The organism is Nocardia sp. NPDC055050 (genome assembly GCF_053608345.1).
This window is the reverse complement of the sequence record NZ_JBSGVG010000011.1, coordinates 85,624-103,117: the sequence shown is the minus strand read 5'-3', so window position 1 is coordinate 103,117 and position 17,494 is coordinate 85,624. Positions and strand designations below refer to the sequence as shown.

Here is a 17,494-nt window from a genome sequence, read left to right as displayed (position 1 = left end):
ATTGAGATCGCATGACAACGCCATCGATCGGAGCGCCGCGGCGACCGGCGGTCTTGACTGCTGCGGGCCTCATGCTTTGGTCTGGCTATGGCGCTGCGGCAAATCCGGCGATCCGGTCCGAGGACTCCGGTCCCATCGCAGCGGTCAGCGCGGACCTGGCGAGGTCACGCAGCCAGACATGCGCGGGATCGGTGTCGTAGCGCTGGTGCCAGGACAAATAGACCGGAGCCGCCGGCAAGTCGAGCGGAAGCGGGACCAGCACCAGCCCGAGATCGGGAGCGGCCGCGCGCGCTGTCGCCTCCGGAACGGTGACCAGCAGGTCGGAGTCGCGCACGAACTCGAACGCCGCATGTTCGGTGGGCACCGTCGCCACCACACGCCGGGCGAGGTCCACCCGACCGAGCGCGTCGTCGAGGAGATTGGTGAGCTTTCCGCGCCGTGAGACCGTGAGGTGATCGGCTGCGGCATACCGTGCGGCAGTGACGGTCTCACCGTCCGTGAGCGGATGGCCTTGCCGCACAACGATGACATGCCGGGTTTCGGCCACCCGCTCGGCACGGATCTCGAGCGCGGCGGGACGGTCCGCGTTCGCGGCGAGATCGACTTCCCCACGCCGTAATTCGGGGGTGTCGATACTCGACTCCGCGATGAACCGCAGGCGCACACCCGGCGCCTGCTCCCGCACCGAACCCAACAGCGCCGGACCGGCTGACGCGACGAGAGCGTCGTGCCAGCGCAGCGTGAAGGTGCGGTCGAGGGTGTCCAGGTCGAGCGCACGACTGGGCGCCAGGACCCCCCGTACCTGCGTCAACAGGTGGTGCACCTGCTCGCGGACGGCCAGCGCATAGGGCGTGGGGGTCATCGTCCGTCCCGTGCGCACCAGGATCTGATCCCCTGTCGTGCGCCGTATCCGGCCGAGGCTGCGGCTCATCGCCGGAGCCGTGACGTGGAGCCGGTCCGCCGCTCCCGCCACACTGCCTTCCTCCAAGAGCGCGTCGAGGGCTGCGAGCAGATTCAAATCCAATTGCATGACAGTCATCTTAGACGTGCCTTACATGCACTTGCTGTTAATCATTGTCGGTTCTAGCGTCGAAGACAGCGAAAGAGAACGAGAAGTTTCGCCAGGCCACCCCGCCCGAGAAGGAGCGCTACCATGCCCGAGTCGACCCTCACCCCTGCTGCCACCACCGACGCTGAGCTGCTCACCCAGGCCGAGATCGCCGTCCGCGCAGCAGGTTCGGCACTGCGCGACCGATTCGGTGACATCGCCACCTACCGATCACGCGAGGAGCTGATGGGTGCCCTCGCAGCCAACGACGACACCGTGACCGATCTGCTGCGCCCGCGTCTGGAAGCGTTGCGTCCCGGTGCGCGCTGGGTGGCGGAGGAACTCGACGGCGGCGCCCTGCCCGAGGGTGAATGGTGGGTCGTGGACCCGGCCGAGGGCAACGTCAACCACCTGCACGCCCTGCCGGAATGGGCGGTCACGGCCACTCTGGTGCGTGACAACCAGCCGGTACTCACCGTGGTCCACCTGCCGCTGACCGGACAGACCTACACCGCGCTCACCGGCGCCGGCGCTCGCCTCGACGGGCGCCCGCTGCGCGTCTCGGCGACAACCGATCTCGGGCTCGCCATCGTGGCCACCAGCCAGGCCCGCCCTGACGAGGACACCACCGTCGTGCATCGTGTCGGCTCCTCGATCACCGAGATGCTGCTCGACGCACTCGTCGTACGGGTCGCTGTACCCGCCACTCTGCATCTGGCGAACATGGCCGCCGGTCGCATCGACGCCTTCTGGCAATTCGCCGGTGCCCGCGCCGACCTGCTGCCCGGCGCCCTGCTCGTCACCGAAGCCGGTGGGCGGATCTCCACCACCGACGGCCGCCCCTGGACCCCCGACAGCGACAGCTTCCTCGCCACTGCCCCCGGCATCCACGCCGCGGCGGTCACCAGCCTGTCTCGCTGACACCGACCACCGACCTCAGGAGGAACACCCCATGAACACGATCACCATCCTCGGCAGCGGCCGCGTCGGCAGCGGTCTGGCCACCGCGCTGCGCCGGGCAGGCCACGACGTCGCAGTGCCCGACCGCTCCCCCGGCGCCGCCGCCGACGCCGCCCGAGCCGCCCAGATCGTCATCAACGCCACCCCTGGCGCAGGCTCGCTCGAGCGACTCGGCGCGCTTCAGGAGGAACTCCGCGAGACGATCCTCGTCGACGTTTCCAACGCCACCGTCGACGGGCCCGATGGCCTGCCCGCCGGCCTGCTCTACCCCGGTTCGAGCCTGGCGGAACAACTACAGCAGGCCCTGCCCGAGACCCGCGTCGTCAAAACTCTCAACACGATGCTCTTCTCGGTCATGACCGCCCCCGCCACTCTCACCCAGCCGCCCACCGCATTCCTGTCCGGCAACGACCCGGAAGCCAAACTCACCGTGGCCGGGCTGCTGACCGGCATCGGCTGGAACCCTCAGTGGATCACCGACCTGGGCGGGATCGAGACCGCCCAGGCGAGCGAGGCTGCGATCTTGTTCGTGCCGCACGTGATCCGTTCCTCAGGTCTCGCCCCGTTCGCCATCTCCATCGCTCGCTGAGGCAGTGGGACATTCGGGGTGCACAGGCTTGCCATCGCACTGTGAAGCCAGAAGCCTCGGTCGAGCGCACCACCCGACTTTGTAGCTACGTCGGGGACCGACCTGCCTGCGCAGCGGAGTTACTGACGCGCAGGCCCGGGACCGGTTTATCGGCTGGCAGTATCCGACGTTGTGGGCATTCACCGGGACCACCTTCTGTCCGGGCGTGTTCTCCGAGCGTGTCTAGCGTTTCCAGGCCGAACCGATCGATGACCACAGCTGCCCTGTTCGGTATCCGCACGGTGATAGCGACTCCAACCGCGTCGAGGACCGGGGTAGCAACTGGTTCTCGCGAGAATGACCTGGCCGACCGCCGACACTCGTGTGCATTCGATCTACCAATGTTTTTCCTGGCCCGGTCTCGCCCAACGCAACATCGAAAGCCCGCGCTCGTAACGAGTTCGGGGACAGCCAGGAAGAAAGACAAGCCTGGTTGCGTCAGCCTCTGACGCGACCAGGCTCAATACTCAGCGCTTCCGCAGGTCGACCACTGCGGATAGCGAATGTATCCCCTCCGGACACGCGAAGAAGGCGGTCATCTGATCGGGGCCTTCTTCGTTGCAAACCGTGACAAGCGGTGAGGTCACGCTGATCCCGGCTTTACGAAACGCCCAACCGGTGTCTCCGCCGTACCGGGTACTGTCTGCGATCTCCGTGAACACCCGATTCCATGGAACCCCTCGTGCCTGACACGACCGACACCGAGCGGACCAACGCCACCCACCGTGGCAGTCCGACGGCTCAACCGGCAGTCGGCGCCACAGCCGTCGGTGGCGGTTGCTGTCAGGGGACTTCTCAGTTCAGCCCACTCACTTCTCGGGCGATCGACGAGACACGGGTCTGCGCGGCCGAAACGACACCCTGCCGCGCCTTGTGCGCCTCCTCGTAGGCGAGGATCATCCGGACTGCGGCGGGATCGGCGAGTTCCTTGATCGCTGCCACCGCCTGGGCGACATTCAAGTCGTCATAGCCACTGATGGGCAGCTCTCTGGGATCGAGAAGGCCGGTGGCGGTGCGCAGTGAATGCGTTGCCTCGGCGGTGGAATCCGCGCCTTCACGCCGCGAGACCTGCTCAGTGGTTTCGAGAACAGCATCGCGCGAGGCCGCGAGCGTCTTCACGGCGACATCGCCCGCGTGCGCACCCCTGGCGAGCAACTCGCCCAGTGCGGGCGGGGCAGCACGGAATGTGTCCAACGCGCGGTCGATGCTGCGAGCAGACCACGTAACAGGGATATTGATCAGCTTCACCGCGGTCCCCGTAACCGCCTGAATCGGTGTTCGGCGCAAAGCCGCGGGCCCGCCGAGCGCGTCCTCGGCGAGTACGGTCGTCAACCATGTGACGGTGGCCGTATGGGCGGTGATCAACCGCTGCGCCACTGCTACTACATCGGCGTTCTGAACGGTGGTCGCGAGTGCTTTGACGTAGCGGGCACGGTCGAGCAGCTGATGTTCGAGGACGAGGTCTCCCAGCAAAGCTTCGTCGAACGGCTGGGCTTGTTCGCCGATCGCCTTGACCGCGGCGGCAGCCCTTCCGATGAACGGGCCGATCCGCTCCGGCGCGCCACCCAGTTCACGGATCGCGGCCTCGATGGCTTCCGCGCGAGCGCGGGCGTTGTGGGCGTTCTCAGCCAGCTCGCGGCGTACAGCCTCAGTGCGAGCTTGTGCGATTCGAGTCTCGGCGATTCGGATTTCGGTCTCCGTCAACTCGCGGATAACGCGCAGTTGCGCGAGCAGGGTCGTCACGGTGTTGCGTGTGCTCATGAAGTCTTTCCTTCGATGTCGACGTCAGGGAGGCGCAACGCTGCACCACTATGTCGACTACCCCGCACTCATGGTTCAAACATTGCGCCGCAACAGTTGTCGATCGTGTCCCGGGTGAGATCTTGCAGAATTCGGGGTGAGCCCGGTGGGTAGCACAGCACCCAGATCAGCGTTGTTCAGCTGACCTTTGATCAGCAGCCGGAGCTATCGGCGGTGTGTTCCAGTGATTCGGTCGAACGGTGGGCAAATGTCGTCGAGTGACTACTTCATTCACCGCCTCACCCAGTCGATACTCGACCAAGCCGTCGATCACCGCCGACAGTGGCTAACAGGATGATTCGCGAATCGGGGTTCGTCTCGAAGAACGACGCACTGAACAAGTCATACGCCACTTCGTCCTTCGCCTGCGGGAAGGTCCGCGGAGCAGCCAACACGCCTTTGAGAGCCGTTGCCGATCGGCCGGGTGACAAGGTATGAACCATCGCGGCGTGCCCGGTGATGAAGGACGGCGACGGGTCGTCCTCGACCACTGGCGTGCCGTGATAGCGCTGCGAGAGCGGCGATTTGGCTGTGTCGGCCGAGCATGGAGAAGCCAGTGAGGATCATCGCGATGTCGCGGCGGGGGCGACCTGTTCCAGCAAGGTCACCGCGGTGGCGAGGGCGGTGGTCATCGCCGCGATCACGACCGGGTGATCGGCCGGTGGCGCCTGGTCGATTTCACGCCCGGCCAGGGCTTGGGTGGTACGAACTCCGGCCAGGACCTCGCGGACTTTCGCGCCGGTGGTCGGGTCGAGATGGCCCGCGTCGTGGTGCTTGTCAGCGATCGCGGCGATCCACACCGCCAGCGGCGACGCCGAATGGTCTTTGCGCACGGCGCCGAGGACGATATACCGCTCGACGGCCACCGGGTCGGCCGAGAGCGACGCCAGACCAACTGTGCCGCACCAGGTATGGAATGCCTCCAATACTTCGGAGTGGGCGCGGGCGTGATGCCGGGGTCGCGGCCGCGGCGTCATGGGTGCGCGCGGCGTCGGCGGCGATCAGGTCGGGGTGATCGCCGCCAGTCGCGACCGAGATGGCTCGAAAGATACTTGGAGTCAACAGGATTCAGTTCTTCGAATGCTGACCGAAGGGGTACGACCGCGGATATTCTCGACAGATGGATACCCCGGTTGCCGTCCAGCGCCCGCCAGTAGCTGTGTTCCGGACGGTGCCCGACGGGGGAACCATCGCGTGTCTGAGCGCTGCGGTCCGGTCCGCGGCGACGCGGGCCGCGGCCGTGCTGGCACAGGTACCGACCCACTCCGGTCCGGTCGAGCGCACCGCAGCGTTGCGGCAAGGGGTGGCCGCTGTCGGCGAGCTGGTCGAGGCTCTGACCTCGGAGACCCTGCCGATCGTTGGTGAGGATCTGCCCGCGGAGTCGGTGAGCCAGTCGTTCTTCCGGGTCCGTGAGGTGGAGTTGTCCGATCAACAGGCGGCGCTGCACGGTGTTCTGGTCATCCATCGCGGTGTGGCGGACCTGTGTAGGGCCCCGCTGTCGGGTGCGGACTTGGCGATGGAAGTCGCGGGGATGCGGCGGGCTGTGCTCGACCTGACCGGCGCCGCGGAGACCGACGAGGCGACCGAACAGTTCCCCGTTCCCGCTGTAGCTGAGAACATTTCGTTGGAGAGCGAGTGGACGGCGCGGTGGCTCGTCGGGCACCAGGTCCACGTCCTGTTCAATATCTGCGCGGCGGTCGCGGTGACCGATGCCGCCCACTATCTCCGCCACGGCGCGGCCGACGCCGCACTGGAGCGGCTCGAACACGCGACCACGTATGTGCGTGGCTTCCCAGCGGCGATGATCCATGCCAGTACGATCCCGGTGGACTACTACATGGCCGCCGTTCGCCCCAGCATGCAGCCCCCGGAGGTGTCGACCCCGTTGAGTGGCCGACAGCATCGCGGCTACAAGACTTTTCGCAGCGCGATGAAGGATCTACTCACCGTGGTTCCGGATTCCTTCGATGCGCTCGCTGCCCGCGATCCCGAACTTGCCGCCGCCCGTGATGCCCTGCTCGAAGCGGACCTCGTCGACAGCGAACGTCACGTCACACTCGCCTATTCGATGGTGCGCCTTCGCCGTTCCATCGCGCAGTTGCCCACCGGCCCGGACAACGCCGTCGGCGAGCTCCGGCTGATGCGCCATCGGCGGGCCGCCCAGTACGCACCGCTGATCCGGTTCGGCGATCACTACATCGCCAACGCCGTGTCAGCCCTGCGGAATGGCTGAGCAGACGAACACTTGCCCTGCTGCTGACGTACTGAACGGAGAGCGTCGATGCATGAAATCGCGGAGACCGTCGATATCGCAGACCTCGAGTTGCCCCCGACGGAGACCACGGAGATCCACCGCCTCGCGCAGGCACTGTGCGGGGGCGAGCAGGACCGGGTGGACGACCCAACCTGGGTCGCGCGCGCCCGGGACTCCTGGGATGCGCTACCGCTGTCGCTGCGGCGCGGCGTTCGGCAGTTCCGGCGACATTCCGGACTGCGCGGATCGTTGGTCGTCCACGGCCTGCCGGTCGACGAGATGAGACTGCCCGACACTCCTTCGACAGCGGATTCTGTGCAGCGTGCGGCAGTCGTCTCCGCTGCCGTCCTCACCATGATCGCCTGCGGGCTCGGCGACCCGACCGCATATCTGGCTGAAAAATCCGGCGCACTCGTCCAGGACGTCGTCCCCGTGCGGGGCAGGGAATCCTTCTCCGGAAACGCCGGTTCGGTGTTGCTGACCTTCCACAACGAGAACGCCTTCCACCTGCACGAACCCGACTACGTGCTGCTGCTGTGCCTCCGCGGCGACCACGACCGGATCGCAGGTCTGCGGACCGCTTGTCTGCGTCAAGCGCTGCCCTTGCTCAGCCAATCGGCCCGGGAAACGCTGTTCGCACCAGAATTCATCACCGCGCCCCCACCGTCGTTCCCCACCGACAACGCCGTCCGCCCACCGCAACCACTGTTGTCGGGTGCGGTCGACGATCCCGACATCAGGATGGCCACGATCGCGACCACCGCGCTGACGCCGCGCGCCGAGGCAGCGCTGATCGCATTCGGCCGAGCTTGCGATTCGGTCGCCCGCACCACGGTGCTCACCCCGGGCGACCTGGCCATTATCGACAATCGGGTCACTGTCCACGGCCGCACCGCCTTCCGACCGCGCTACGACGGCACGGACCGCTGGGTACAACGCACATTCGCCGTCGCCGACTTGCGCCGCTCCCGTGACCACCGACCAGGCGACGGGTACGTCCTCACCCGATGATCCGGGATCCCCGCGGGTCACCGCCGTCGTCTGGCACGACCCGAGGGCTCATCCCCGCTCATGCGGGGAGCACACCAATGTGAAGGATTCCTGCATCTGATGCGAGCATCTCGAGTCTCACCCGCTCAGCAACAGCGCTTACCGCCGGATCTCGCAGGCTTGGGCCCCCACAGACCGGACTGGTCCGCGGCGGACTCCAAAGATCAGTCGGCGACCAAGCAGAACGGGTGACCGGCCGGATCCAGCAGCACCCGCCACCGGTCGCCGCCCGGCTGGTGGTCCGGGCTGACCGCGCCGAGCCTCAGCGCCGACTTCTCCGCAGCGTCGAGGTCCTCGACGCCGAGGTCCAGGTGGAGCTGCTGCGGCACGTCCTGACCGGGCCACCGCGGAGCCCGGTATCCCTCGACCCGTTGGAAGCCCAGGTCGCAGCCCGAACCATCGGTCAGGCCGACGAACTCGTCAGTGTCAAAGCCGAGCTGCATGCCTGTCAGCTCTTGGTAAAACCGGGCCAGAGCCCGGGGATCGGCGCAGTCCAGAGTCACGCCTCGCAGCATGGCGATCGGCATCGTCCACTCCTCGGTCATCCGTGTTCGCGGGCCGCGGGGCGGCACCCGCAGGTAGTCATCCAACCGCACTGTGGTGGCTCGGCTCCACTCCTTTTCGGGCAGCGGACAGCGCTCTTCTCGGGCTCGGTCGTGTGCGTCGTTGCACCACCGATTCGGGCCGGTGACGGCGAGCGGGACGCGCGTGGTGGGGTGCGGAGCCGAGACTGCGGAAGCTCCGCGTTCCGGCGAGTTCGGCTGACCTGTTGTTGTGGATATTACAAATGCTGGGTGCGTGAGCCCGTTGGTGTTCGGAGTCCATTCACCGGGAGTAGTGGAACTCCTCGGCCAGAATCTGGGTTGTTGCGCAACAACGAATCCAGGTCGACCACCGGGTCCGGCTACGCGGCCACCGCGCGATCATTGCCAGTGACCGCGGGCGCCCAATCCCGCGCACTGGCTCGCGCCGACCGCCCCAACTGGCGATCGTCGGCCCGATCGCGCCGAGCGGCGATCGCCTCGACCGCTCACTCGCGTTCAACATCAGCGCGCCGACGTCTGGTCATGTGCATACGCACGACACCGCGCTGGCCGCCCGAAAAGGCATTGACCTACGCCGCAGTTCGGCGTTGATATCCTTGGTGCAGCTCAGGATTGCTACGACTCTGTATTTAAGGATGGATATAGAGTTCAAGGCGCTCTGGGCCAGTACCTCTCCTCACCACGATCTCGGCCTGCATCCAGGCTGAACTTGTCGGCGGCTGGTCGTAGCGTTCATGGAATGAACTGGAGACCGTGGTTGGAGCTGTGGAGCGAGGAATGGATCGCCAGCAGAGATCCTGATGAATTGGATCCCGAGGTGGTGCAGCAGCGCTGGCTCGGGTACGCCCCGGCAACCGAGGCCGACATCGCCGCGGTCGAGCAGCGCCTCGGCCTGCGGTTGCCACCCTCCTATCGCAGCTTCCTGCTGACCACCGATGGATGGCGCCATGCCGGGGAATTCGTGCGGAAGATGCGGGACACCACCAATCTGGGATGGCTGCGTGACCTCGAACCAACCTGGGAGTCCTGGGCCGACCTGATCACCGAACCACCAGTCGACGCGCCGGGTACCCCGTTCAGCCGCGGACTACTGATCTCGCTGCACGCCGACGTCGGAGTCCTGTTCCTCGACCCGGCCGACCGCAACGACAACGGCGAATGGGCCGCCTACAGCGTGTTTTCCTGGGGGGAGTTCCCGCGGCGGTATCCCTCGTTCACCGCCCTCATGGAATCGGAGTACCAAAGCCTTCATCAAATACGTCGGCCGGCGGGCAAAACCCGTGACAACTGGGATCTGGTGGCCGAACAGGCACGAGGCGAAGCCCTTTCCGGGGACATCGACACCGCCATGGCGGCCCTGGAGAAAGCCCAGCATTTCGGCCAGTCACGCGCCACGGTCTTACAAACCCAGCTCCAGATGTTCCTCAGCACCTCTTCCCCCTACGATGCCTGATTGCGAACGCGGTATCGGGTTCGAGGACACGGCGGGCGAGCATCCGATTCTCACCCGCCGCGCGGACCTCGCTGAGGTAGGCGCCCGACACTGCGCGGCCACTGCCCTCGGCTCGGCCTGAAGTTCGTGCTGGACAGTCTGATCGCTGACGGGTCACTACGGGCGTTCCGCGCCCCCCGGATCGAGGTCGACCACGCCTTTGCCGCTCGCAATGTCGAGTGGCACCGAGACCTGGTCGTGTGCGATCAACCAGGTGCCGGCGATCTTCCGCATTCCGTAGGTGACCCGGACCCATATACCGCTCGTTGCCTCGCCGTTCTTCAGCGTGCCGTGCAGACGCGCGAAGGCGTGCCCGAATGCCACACCATCGCCGACACTGAACGTCAGATCGCGCACGTCATAGGTCACACTCTCGAAGAACAGGAACACTCTCGCCCAGTTCTCGAGTTTCGCCGCCATCCCGACGTGTCGGTGCGGCGGCTCGAGGTCGAACGACACGATGTCGCTTGTGTACAGCAATTTCAGGACCTCGAGATCCTTAGCTCGCACTCCTTCGATCGCCTTGTCGATTTGGCGCCGAATATCAACTTCATCCGCCTCGATACGGTCAGCGCGTGACTGGAACTCGTTGGACGCGGTCATGATTCACTCCCCGAGAACTGCCTCTGCATCGCCCGCAGCGGCGCGAGGGCATTGCTCCAGGCGATGACCTGATCCAACGTTTTGTTCAGGGCGGCGACATGGTGGTCGCCCGGTGTGAAGGTGAGGTGGTTCTCGAAATCGGTGAGCAGGGAAATCTCTACCGGGCGGCTCACATCCGCCATACCGAGCCCGCTGCAGACCACCCGCAGTTGCGCCACGGCACGGGCGCCGCCGCTCACCCCGTAGGAGACGAATCCGACCGCCTTGTCGGTCCATTCCGCGAACAGATGGTCGATTGCGTTCTTCAGTACTCCGGGGATGCCGCCGTTGTACTCCGGAGTCACCATCACGAAGCCGTCGAACGGGCCGATCCGCTCGGCCCAGGCGCGGGTGTGCGCGTGTGCCGACGGGCCGAACATCGGCGGTGCGGGCTCGTCCAGATGCGGTAGCGGGTGATCGCGTAGATCGATCAGGTCGAATTCGGCGTCGCCACGCCGCGATGCCGCGTCCAGAACCCACTCGGCGATCTGGGGGCCACTGCGGTTCGACCGGGTACTGCCGAGGATGATGCCGATCTTGGTCATATCTGGAACTCCTGCTCTGCTGAAAGCGTTACTACCTTCCGACGACGTAGCCGGGCGAAATGTCAGGCCTCACAAATCGGGTCGCTGTTTCGTCGGATAAGTGAGTGCCGTCGACACGAGGAGCCGCACGCCATGACCGATCCGCAACTGCGCGCGGTGATCGACGAACGCCGTCAGCTGATCAATCTCGCTTACCGGCTGATCGGCTCGCTGGCCGAAGCCGAGGATGTGGTGCAGGAGACCTACGTGCGGTGGTACGCGCTCTCCGAGCGACAGCGGCAAGACGTGGTGACGCCTGGTGCGTGGTTGACGACAGTCGCCAGCCGCATCTGCCTCGACCTGCTCGGCTCGGCGCGCGCCAGGCGGGAACAGTATGTGGGCGAGTGGATTCCAGAGCCGATACCCAACCACTCCGAGTGGTTGGGTGGTCCCGCGCCCGGAGACCCCGCCGACCGGGTCACCCTGGACGAGTCGATCGGCATGGCCTTTCTGGTCGTGCTCGATTCCATGACGCCGGCCGAGCGAGTGGCGTTCGTCCTGCACGACGTCTTCCGCTACTCCTTCGCCGAGATCGTCGACATCGTCGGCCGCACCCCCGCGGCATGCCGCCAGCTCGCCTCCAGCGCCCGCCGCCGCATCGATACCTCGCAGCGCCCATCGAGCGCCCAGCGCGCCGATGTGGTCAGGGACTTCAAACGGGCTTGGGAAACAAGCGATATGGAGGCCCTGATCGGACTGCTCGACCCGACCGCAATCGCGACCGCGGACAGCGGCGGTCTCGCTCCGGCCTTCCGCGAGCCGATCACCGGCAGCGAACACATCGCCAGCGCCTGGATCGAAATCGCCACCCGCGGCCCCCAGGTAGCTCTGCTCGAGCGCACAGTAAACGGTCAGCCCGGCCTGGTCGCCCAGTTTCGCAATGCCGTCATCTCCGTCTACGCCTTCGATATCGTCGGCACCCGCATCACCCGCATCTGGGCAATCCGCAACCCGGAGAAACTGCGTCTCTGGACAACCAGCTGAACTGTGGCTGCGGAAACATGGCGGCCAGAACCCGCCGACACCCGTTGACCGAACGCACGGTATTCGGCAGATGCGGACGTTCGTGACCGCGCAATCCCGGGATGCGAGCATGCACTCCACCACCAAGGGTCTTCACCTTCTTCGTGGTCGTATTCGTCGTCACTGTGCCAAACTGATAAGAGTCAATTGCTATGACCCGGGGAGACTGTTCAGGAGGTTGATCATGTGCCTGCCCGGTTTCAGCGCTGAATCATCGATTCTCGGCGAGGGCGGGTCGTAGATGGCGGACTGGGACGGCGCAGGCTACGCCCACATCAGTGGACTCCAGCGCGCGCTGGCGACGGACGCTGTGGAGTCCGTCTCGCTCGCGGGTGCCGAGCGCATCCTCGACGTGGGTTGTGGCGACGGCTATGTGACTCGCCTGATCGCGGCGCGAGTACCCGCTGGTTCCGTGCTCGGCATCGACCCGTCGCCGCGAATGATCGAGGCCGCCCGCACGGCCGACGACCAGCTCACGAACATCGACTTCGGAGTCGGCGATGTCACGACCATGACCTTCCCCCGCGACTTCGACCTCGTCGTCTCGTTCAACGCACTGCACTGGGTGCTCGACCAGGAGACGGCCTACCGGCACATCGCCGCGGCGCTGAAACCCAGCGGACGGGTGCTCGTGCAATATGTCTGCGCCGGACCTCGCCCGAGCATCGAGAACGTCGCGATGGCGGTCACCGGCGATGCGCGCTGGTCGACAGCGTTCGCCGGGTTCGCGCGCCCCTTCGTGCATATCGACCCCGACGCGCTGCCCTCGATCGCGGGGAGTGCCGACCTCGAGGTCACCGCACACTCCGTGACCGACCGGGAATGGGACTTCGGCTCACGCGAGGCCTTCGCCCAGTGGTGCACGGTCGGGTTCGCGGACTGGACAGCTCACATTCCCCCCGCCGACATCCCGGCCTTCATCGACGAGGTCGTCGACCGCTACGAAGGCGTCGCCGGCCGGCCAGGACTATTCCGATTCCTGCAGTTACGGGCCGAGCTGTCGCGGCGGACCGACTTCCTAGAACCCGGGTAGTAATGCGCCACTTGAACGGTCTGCGCACTAGCGACGGTGGCGAATGCCTAGAAATCCAGAACTTCTCGCGACGAAACGCGATAGCCCCCGGAGCACAGACGTCGATCATCAAAGTCGCTGAACCAGCGACGACGTTCACGATGACAACCGGGTCGCGGCCGAGGGGCCGAATTAGTAGACAGCAGACCAGTATTCGTTCACCGTCCATGTCACCGCACGGAATTCGGGGTGTTTCGGATCGTCAGTGACGGTGATCGTCGCACGCGCCAGGTCGATCTTCATGCCATCGGCCACGAACTGCTGACTATTGGCGGTGAAAGTGAAGAAGGCTCCTTCGAAGGGATCCGGCCGTAGCGCCGGCGCCGCCGCCCGCATGATCCGGGTACCAGCCTGGTCCTCGCACACGAAGAATCGCTGGTCGCCGCCCACTCGGCTGCCCTGAAAGGTGGTCACCGGACGCCCAGTGGTCTGGCTGACCAGCAGCACCAGCCGTTCCGCGCCCTGACATCGGGCGAACGAATCGCGATAGCCGTAGGTGTCGGTGCCGTCGGGCAATGTGCCATCGGTCTGAGTCGGTTCGGCCGTCGTGCTGGTGCGCGGCGCTGACGGGCTGGGCGAGGTCGCGGCGGTGTTCTCGCCGGAACACGCCACCATCGAACAGATCAACGCGGCCCCGATCAGCGCCGGAAAACCTTCCCGTGCTGAAATCATCAACGGAGACCAACAATTCAGACAAACGCCGTTCTGCCGCACTGCCGCCAACACGCGGACTTCCAGTTCGACGCCCGGCTCGAGCCCCCGGGGTTACCGTGGAGTGAGGTGTCTAGGAGAGGACCGTCGCCATGTACCCGCCCGGCCCCCGACTACCCGCGATCGCGCAGACGATCCGGTATGTGCAAGCGCGGGAGCGGTTCATGACCGCCACCGCTCTCCGTTACGGCGACACCTTCACCCTGCGCATGGTGCCGCCATACGCCCGACATCTGGTTGTCTTCACTCGCCCCGAGCACGTCCGCGAGATCTTCGCCGCCTCCCCCACCGACCTGCACGCCGGCGAGAGCAACGGCATCCTGCGTCCGCTGCTCGGCGATCATTCGGTGCTCATCACCGACGAGGCCGAGCACGCTCGTGCCCGCCGCCTGCTGATGCCCGCCTTCACCGGGCCAGCTCTGACCGGTTACCGCAAGATGATCGAGCAGATCGCCGCTGGCCACGTGGAGACCTGGCGGGCTGGGTCGACGATCCGCGGCCTGGACGCGATGACCGGGATCACCCTCGATGTCATCGGCGAGGTGGTGCTCGGTGTCGCCGATCCGCGCCGCCGCGACCTACTCGGTCCACCCATGCGCCGGATCACCGACATCGCCCCGCTCACCCTGCTCGGTTCCCGCTACCCGGCCCTACAGAACCGCGGCCCCTGGAAGCGGTTCCACCACGACCGGGCCAGTCTGGACGCCCACCTCTACGCCGAGATCGAGCAGCGCCGCACCGGCAGCAACGCCACGGGCGCAGATGTGCTGTCGCGGCTGATGGCAGCGGGCAGCGGCAACGACACCCCGCTCACCCCGGACGAACTCCGCGATCAGTTGGTCACCCTGCTCGCCGCCGGGCACGAGACGACCTCGGCCGCACTGTCATGGGCGCTACGCGAACTGGCCGCCAACCCCGCACAGCAGGACCTCGCCCGCCAGGCCGCGCTCGACGGCGACACCGTTTACCTCGAAGCGGTGATGAAGGAAGCACTGCGCTACCACTGGGTCATCGGAGGGATCGTGCGAAAGCTCACCCGCGACATGACGATCGGCGGCTACGACCTGCCCGCTGAAACCGTCGTCGCGACCTCGATCCTGCTCGCACACCAGCGCCCCGAGGCTTTCCCGGACGCGGTGTTCCGGCCCGGCCGCTTCCTCGACGGCAGCGTGGCGCCGAATACCTGGCTGCCGTTCGGCGGCGGAGTGCGGCGGTGCATCGGGGCGGGTTTCGCGCTGATGGAAGGCGCGGCGGTGCTCCAAGAGATCCTGCGCCGCCACGTCCTGTCCCTGCCCGCGGCCGCGACGACGCGGGGCCGGGTCCGCAACATCACGAATGTGCCGTCCGACGGTGCACCGATTCTGGTCAACTGAAAAGCGCACCGTCATTGGTGGATGCTCTGTTTCGCGCGACGCCGGATGGAGTTTCAGACGCCCTCTGACGTACAGGTCGAATTCGGGCGACAGGACCATCAATCCGTCGTGCTGGCGTGTGCTGCGATGATCCGCCAGCCGTGCGTATCGTCGTGCAACCAGGAACGCGTGTAACGCATCCTGGCTCCGAAAGGCTCGCCGTTGACGGTCCCCTCGATGGTCCCGAGAAACCAGGTCACCCCGGCACGCCCGTCGGTGAGTACGTTCAGCTCTTCCTCGACCATGGCCGTCACCACCTGCGTCCGGGTGCGGTGAAGCTCCAGGTCATCGGTCTTGGTGTAGACGTCTGCGCCGAAGGTGAAGATCAACCGGTCATCGAGCAGACGATCCAGCGCCTGCACATCCCCGGCAAGTTGCGCGGCCTGCAACCGCCGCTCAGCATCCCGTAAGTTCTCCATGCGCCTCACCTTGCCAGCCGATGTCGCACCCACGCCACGATGTTCGCGTTCAGCTGAGGCTGTCGCGATCCACGAGTCGACCCGACAGCGGGCGTCAGCGGGTGCCGATGGGCTGACCGAGGAAGGCCGCCAGCTCACCGCCGATGATCGAGACCCACTCCCCCCATGTGCGCGAGTCCAGCGCCATGGAGCCGACTTCATCGAGCTGGCAACCATTCTCGACCGGCACCCCGGCGAAGCGATCTCGCATCCACATCATGGCGCTCGGCAGGCCGATACCCTCCAGGCTCAGATGCTCGCTGAAGTGATCACGGGTATAGGTCACCTGCGCGTTCGGATCCTGACAGTAGGTGCCGTAGAGCTTGTTGACCGGCCCGACGGGCACCAGCCAATCCATGTTCGCCTGGTACAGGAACACCGGCATGTCCGGCACGCTCTTACCCATCCGGGTGCGCTCGATCACCGCCTGGGCAGCCGGTGCCGCGAGGGGATCTCCGGGTGTATTGAACAGCCCCTTGATATCCATGAACGGGAACAGCGCCGCCTGAAAGCCCACGCACAGCTGATCCTTCGCGGTCAACAGCGCCTGCCCCAGCGGGTTGTTCGTTTCACGCAGGAAGGCGGCGAACTCCGGCTCTTCATGCGCCAGGCCGATGATGCCCGCGTACACCAGACCGGAGGCCGCGTTGTTGTTCGCCAGATTCACCAGCTCGCCCAGGTCGGCATCAGTGCCGCCGGAGACCGCGCCGACGATATTCAGTTCCGGCGCATAGGTTTTGCGCATCTCGGCCGCCCACATCGTAGGGACCGAACCACCGGAGTAGCCCATCATCCCGACCTTGGTCGCCGCTCCGTCCAGACCCATCGGCGCGAAGTTCTCGGCCGCGCGAATGCCGTCGAGCGCGATCCGCCCGGCCAAGGGGCCGTGCGCGAAGGCCGCGTTCGGCCCCTGGTGATCGGGCACCACCACGGCCCAGCCCTGTTGCAACGCAACCTGGACCTCGAGGAACCCGATCGGCGCGACCAGCTGCCCGGTGAGGAAGCCGGGCAGCGCCCACTGCTGGATCGAATACGACGAGGCGCAGTACTTACCCGTCGAGTCCTCGGCCATGTGGTACGAGAGCAGGTTTCGCGACCCGCGTGGCACTTCTCCGCGCGGCTTCAGCACCGTCGCGACAGCGCCTATCGGTTCGTCGCGACTGTTGTTCGACCGATACGACAGCTGCCAGGCATCGACGTTGAGCGGCAGCACGTTGTAGGTCGCGACGTTCACCTGCCGCGCGGCGATGATCTCGCCGGGCTGTTTGGCTGCGACGACGTCCGCGGGCGGGCGGTAGAAGGAATCGAACTCCGGTATCGCCGGTGAACTCACGAACGGCGGCGCGGGCTGCACGACTCCGTCGAACGGCAGTGCCGAGGCCGGCGCGGCGACGACTGTGGCGGTCCCCGCGACCATCATCACGGCGAAGGCGAGCGAACGGGCCCGCACCCGCCACCTTGTCCGGCTGTGGCGGTCTCTCACCGGCGGGCGCCAGTTCACTGCGGCCATATCGAGCACTCCCAGCATCATTGTTGGACGCGAATATCTAAGATGTGGGGCACATTACCCATCCGGCGAGAGATGAGGCAAGTCACAGTTGGCTCCACGAATAGGTCCATCCAGCCTCAGAGTTGCAACGTTGATGACCAACTGACCCAGACACTCAGACCTATCGCCTTCGCCACCCAAGCGCATCGATTTCATTGCGTGTAGACCGAAATGATCCGGCTACCAGCGCAGTGGGCAGTGGGCCAACGGTGACCGATCGAGATTGGACATACATAGACAATGACGTCTAATGTTTCGCTCCGACT

17 protein-coding genes are annotated in these 17,494 nt (G+C 65.8%); 8 read left to right on the top strand and 9 right to left on the bottom strand.

Going from position 1 to position 17,494, the window contains the following annotated elements; translation table 11 throughout:
• Nucleotides 1–85: 85 nt before the first annotated feature.
• Entirely contained in the window at nt 86–1,030 is a 945-nt protein-coding gene (locus ACWGCN_RS14155; RefSeq protein ID WP_378987419.1) for a LysR family transcriptional regulator, read from the bottom strand.
• 123 nt (nt 1,031–1,153) lie between these two features.
• On the opposite strand from ACWGCN_RS14155, the gene ACWGCN_RS14150 reads away from it, so the two are divergent.
• Both ACWGCN_RS14150 and ACWGCN_RS14145 read left to right on the top strand, forming a co-directional pair.
• A complete protein-coding gene (locus tag ACWGCN_RS14150) occupies nt 1,154–1,969 on the top strand; it encodes an inositol monophosphatase family protein (RefSeq protein ID WP_452457227.1) in 816 nt (271 codons plus the stop codon).
• Between the two features lie 31 nt (nt 1,970–2,000).
• The gene (locus tag ACWGCN_RS14145; RefSeq protein ID WP_452457228.1) at nt 2,001–2,597 is read left to right on the top strand and encodes an NADPH-dependent F420 reductase; all 597 of its coding nucleotides are present in this window, start codon (nt 2,001–2,003) and stop codon (nt 2,595–2,597) included.
• A gap of 834 nt (nt 2,598–3,431) precedes the next feature.
• On the opposite strand, the gene ACWGCN_RS14140 is transcribed toward ACWGCN_RS14145, so the two are convergent.
• Complete coding sequence (locus ACWGCN_RS14140; protein ID WP_452457229.1) at nt 3,432–4,397, bottom strand: ferritin-like domain-containing protein; 966 nt, start codon at nt 4,395–4,397, stop codon at nt 3,432–3,434.
• A 602-nt stretch (nt 4,398–4,999) separates the two neighbouring features.
• Nucleotides 5,000–5,362: a hypothetical protein gene (locus ACWGCN_RS14135; protein ID WP_452457230.1), complete on the bottom strand. Its 363-nt coding sequence runs from the start codon at nt 5,360–5,362 to the stop codon at nt 5,000–5,002.
• Nucleotides 5,363–5,556: 194 nt separating this feature from the next.
• Here ACWGCN_RS14135 and ACWGCN_RS14130 point away from each other — a divergent pair, with 194 nt between their 5' ends.
• Both ACWGCN_RS14130 and ACWGCN_RS14125 read left to right on the top strand, forming a co-directional pair.
• A complete protein-coding gene (locus tag ACWGCN_RS14130; RefSeq protein ID WP_452457231.1) occupies nt 5,557–6,669 on the top strand; it encodes a hypothetical protein in 1,113 nt (370 codons plus the stop codon).
• 48 nt (nt 6,670–6,717) lie between these two features.
• Nucleotides 6,718–7,701, top strand: a complete 984-nt coding sequence (locus tag ACWGCN_RS14125; RefSeq protein WP_452457232.1) for a TauD/TfdA family dioxygenase — start codon at nt 6,718–6,720, stop codon at nt 7,699–7,701.
• Between the two features lie 203 nt (nt 7,702–7,904).
• Here ACWGCN_RS14125 and ACWGCN_RS14120 read toward each other — a convergent pair whose 3' ends face one another.
• Nucleotides 7,905–8,267 carry a VOC family protein gene (locus ACWGCN_RS14120; protein ID WP_452457233.1) on the bottom strand — a complete coding sequence of 121 codons (363 nt, stop codon included), beginning with the start codon at nt 8,265–8,267 and terminating at the stop codon, nt 7,905–7,907.
• Between the two features lie 757 nt (nt 8,268–9,024).
• On the opposite strand from ACWGCN_RS14120, the gene ACWGCN_RS14115 reads away from it, so the two are divergent.
• Nucleotides 9,025–9,738 (top strand): SMI1/KNR4 family protein, encoded by a 714-nt coding sequence (locus ACWGCN_RS14115; RefSeq protein ID WP_452457234.1) that lies wholly within the window; start codon nt 9,025–9,027, stop codon nt 9,736–9,738.
• Between the two features lie 156 nt (nt 9,739–9,894).
• On the opposite strand, the gene ACWGCN_RS14110 is transcribed toward ACWGCN_RS14115, so the two are convergent.
• Together ACWGCN_RS14110 and ACWGCN_RS14105 are read right to left on the bottom strand one after the other, a co-directional pair.
• Nucleotides 9,895–10,380: a YybH family protein gene (locus ACWGCN_RS14110; RefSeq protein WP_452457235.1), complete on the bottom strand. Its 486-nt coding sequence runs from the start codon at nt 10,378–10,380 to the stop codon at nt 9,895–9,897.
• Nucleotides 10,377–10,964, bottom strand: a complete 588-nt coding sequence (locus ACWGCN_RS14105; RefSeq protein ID WP_452457236.1) for an NADPH-dependent FMN reductase — start codon at nt 10,962–10,964, stop codon at nt 10,377–10,379. Before ACWGCN_RS14105 ends, ACWGCN_RS14110 begins: the two co-directional genes overlap by 4 nt.
• Nucleotides 10,965–11,096: 132 nt before the next feature.
• Here ACWGCN_RS14105 and sigJ point away from each other — a divergent pair, with 132 nt between their 5' ends.
• Nucleotides 11,097–11,987: an RNA polymerase sigma factor SigJ gene (sigJ, locus tag ACWGCN_RS14100; RefSeq protein ID WP_452457237.1), complete on the top strand. Its 891-nt coding sequence runs from the start codon at nt 11,097–11,099 to the stop codon at nt 11,985–11,987.
• Nucleotides 11,988–12,267: 280 nt separating this feature from the next.
• Nucleotides 12,268–13,059, top strand: a complete 792-nt coding sequence (locus ACWGCN_RS14095; RefSeq protein ID WP_452457238.1) for a class I SAM-dependent methyltransferase — start codon at nt 12,268–12,270, stop codon at nt 13,057–13,059.
• Between the two features lie 171 nt (nt 13,060–13,230).
• Here ACWGCN_RS14095 and ACWGCN_RS14090 read toward each other — a convergent pair whose 3' ends face one another.
• Complete coding sequence (locus ACWGCN_RS14090) at nt 13,231–13,770, bottom strand: hypothetical protein (protein WP_452529031.1); 540 nt, start codon at nt 13,768–13,770, stop codon at nt 13,231–13,233.
• Between the two features lie 131 nt (nt 13,771–13,901).
• Between ACWGCN_RS14090 and ACWGCN_RS14085 the strand changes: the two genes are divergently transcribed.
• The gene (locus ACWGCN_RS14085; protein ID WP_452457240.1) at nt 13,902–15,182 is read left to right on the top strand and encodes a cytochrome P450; all 1,281 of its coding nucleotides are present in this window, start codon (nt 13,902–13,904) and stop codon (nt 15,180–15,182) included.
• A gap of 98 nt (nt 15,183–15,280) precedes the next feature.
• Here ACWGCN_RS14085 and ACWGCN_RS14080 read toward each other — a convergent pair whose 3' ends face one another.
• Together ACWGCN_RS14080 and ACWGCN_RS14075 are read right to left on the bottom strand one after the other, a co-directional pair.
• A complete protein-coding gene (locus ACWGCN_RS14080) occupies nt 15,281–15,673 on the bottom strand; it encodes a nuclear transport factor 2 family protein (protein ID WP_387443653.1) in 393 nt (130 codons plus the stop codon).
• Nucleotides 15,674–15,734: 61 nt separating this feature from the next.
• A complete protein-coding gene (locus tag ACWGCN_RS14075; RefSeq protein ID WP_379314070.1) occupies nt 15,735–17,099 on the bottom strand; it encodes a lipase family protein in 1,365 nt (454 codons plus the stop codon).
• Nucleotides 17,100–17,494: the final 395 nt, after the last annotated feature.

What these genes read in the sequence shown, in the direction of transcription:
- sigJ (WP_452457237.1), top strand. Translation starts at nt 11,097, where the DNA reads ATGACCGATCCGCAACTGCGCGCGGTGATCGACGAACGCCGTCAGCTG.
- ACWGCN_RS14145 (WP_452457228.1), top strand. Translation starts at nt 2,001, where the DNA reads ATGAACACGATCACCATCCTCGGCAGCGGCCGCGTCGGCAGCGGTCTG.
- ACWGCN_RS14090 (WP_452529031.1), bottom strand. Translation starts at nt 13,770, where the DNA reads ATGATTTCAGCACGGGAAGGTTTTCCGGCGCTGATCGGGGCCGCGTTG.
- ACWGCN_RS14120 (WP_452457233.1), bottom strand. Translation starts at nt 8,267, where the DNA reads ATGCCGATCGCCATGCTGCGAGGCGTGACTCTGGACTGCGCCGATCCC.
- ACWGCN_RS14150 (WP_452457227.1), top strand. Translation starts at nt 1,154, where the DNA reads ATGCCCGAGTCGACCCTCACCCCTGCTGCCACCACCGACGCTGAGCTG.
- ACWGCN_RS14110 (WP_452457235.1), bottom strand. Translation starts at nt 10,380, where the DNA reads ATGACCGCGTCCAACGAGTTCCAGTCACGCGCTGACCGTATCGAGGCG.
- ACWGCN_RS14095 (WP_452457238.1), top strand. Translation starts at nt 12,268, where the DNA reads ATGGCGGACTGGGACGGCGCAGGCTACGCCCACATCAGTGGACTCCAG.
- ACWGCN_RS14140 (WP_452457229.1), bottom strand. Translation starts at nt 4,397, where the DNA reads ATGAGCACACGCAACACCGTGACGACCCTGCTCGCGCAACTGCGCGTT.
- ACWGCN_RS14075 (WP_379314070.1), bottom strand. Translation starts at nt 17,099, where the DNA reads ATGATGGTCGCGGGGACCGCCACAGTCGTCGCCGCGCCGGCCTCGGCA.
- ACWGCN_RS14105 (WP_452457236.1), bottom strand. Translation starts at nt 10,964, where the DNA reads ATGACCAAGATCGGCATCATCCTCGGCAGTACCCGGTCGAACCGCAGT.
- ACWGCN_RS14130 (WP_452457231.1), top strand. Translation starts at nt 5,557, where the DNA reads ATGGATACCCCGGTTGCCGTCCAGCGCCCGCCAGTAGCTGTGTTCCGG.
- ACWGCN_RS14155 (WP_378987419.1), bottom strand. Translation starts at nt 1,030, where the DNA reads ATGCAATTGGATTTGAATCTGCTCGCAGCCCTCGACGCGCTCTTGGAG.
- ACWGCN_RS14115 (WP_452457234.1), top strand. Translation starts at nt 9,025, where the DNA reads ATGAACTGGAGACCGTGGTTGGAGCTGTGGAGCGAGGAATGGATCGCC.
- ACWGCN_RS14125 (WP_452457232.1), top strand. Translation starts at nt 6,718, where the DNA reads ATGCATGAAATCGCGGAGACCGTCGATATCGCAGACCTCGAGTTGCCC.
- ACWGCN_RS14085 (WP_452457240.1), top strand. Translation starts at nt 13,902, where the DNA reads ATGTACCCGCCCGGCCCCCGACTACCCGCGATCGCGCAGACGATCCGG.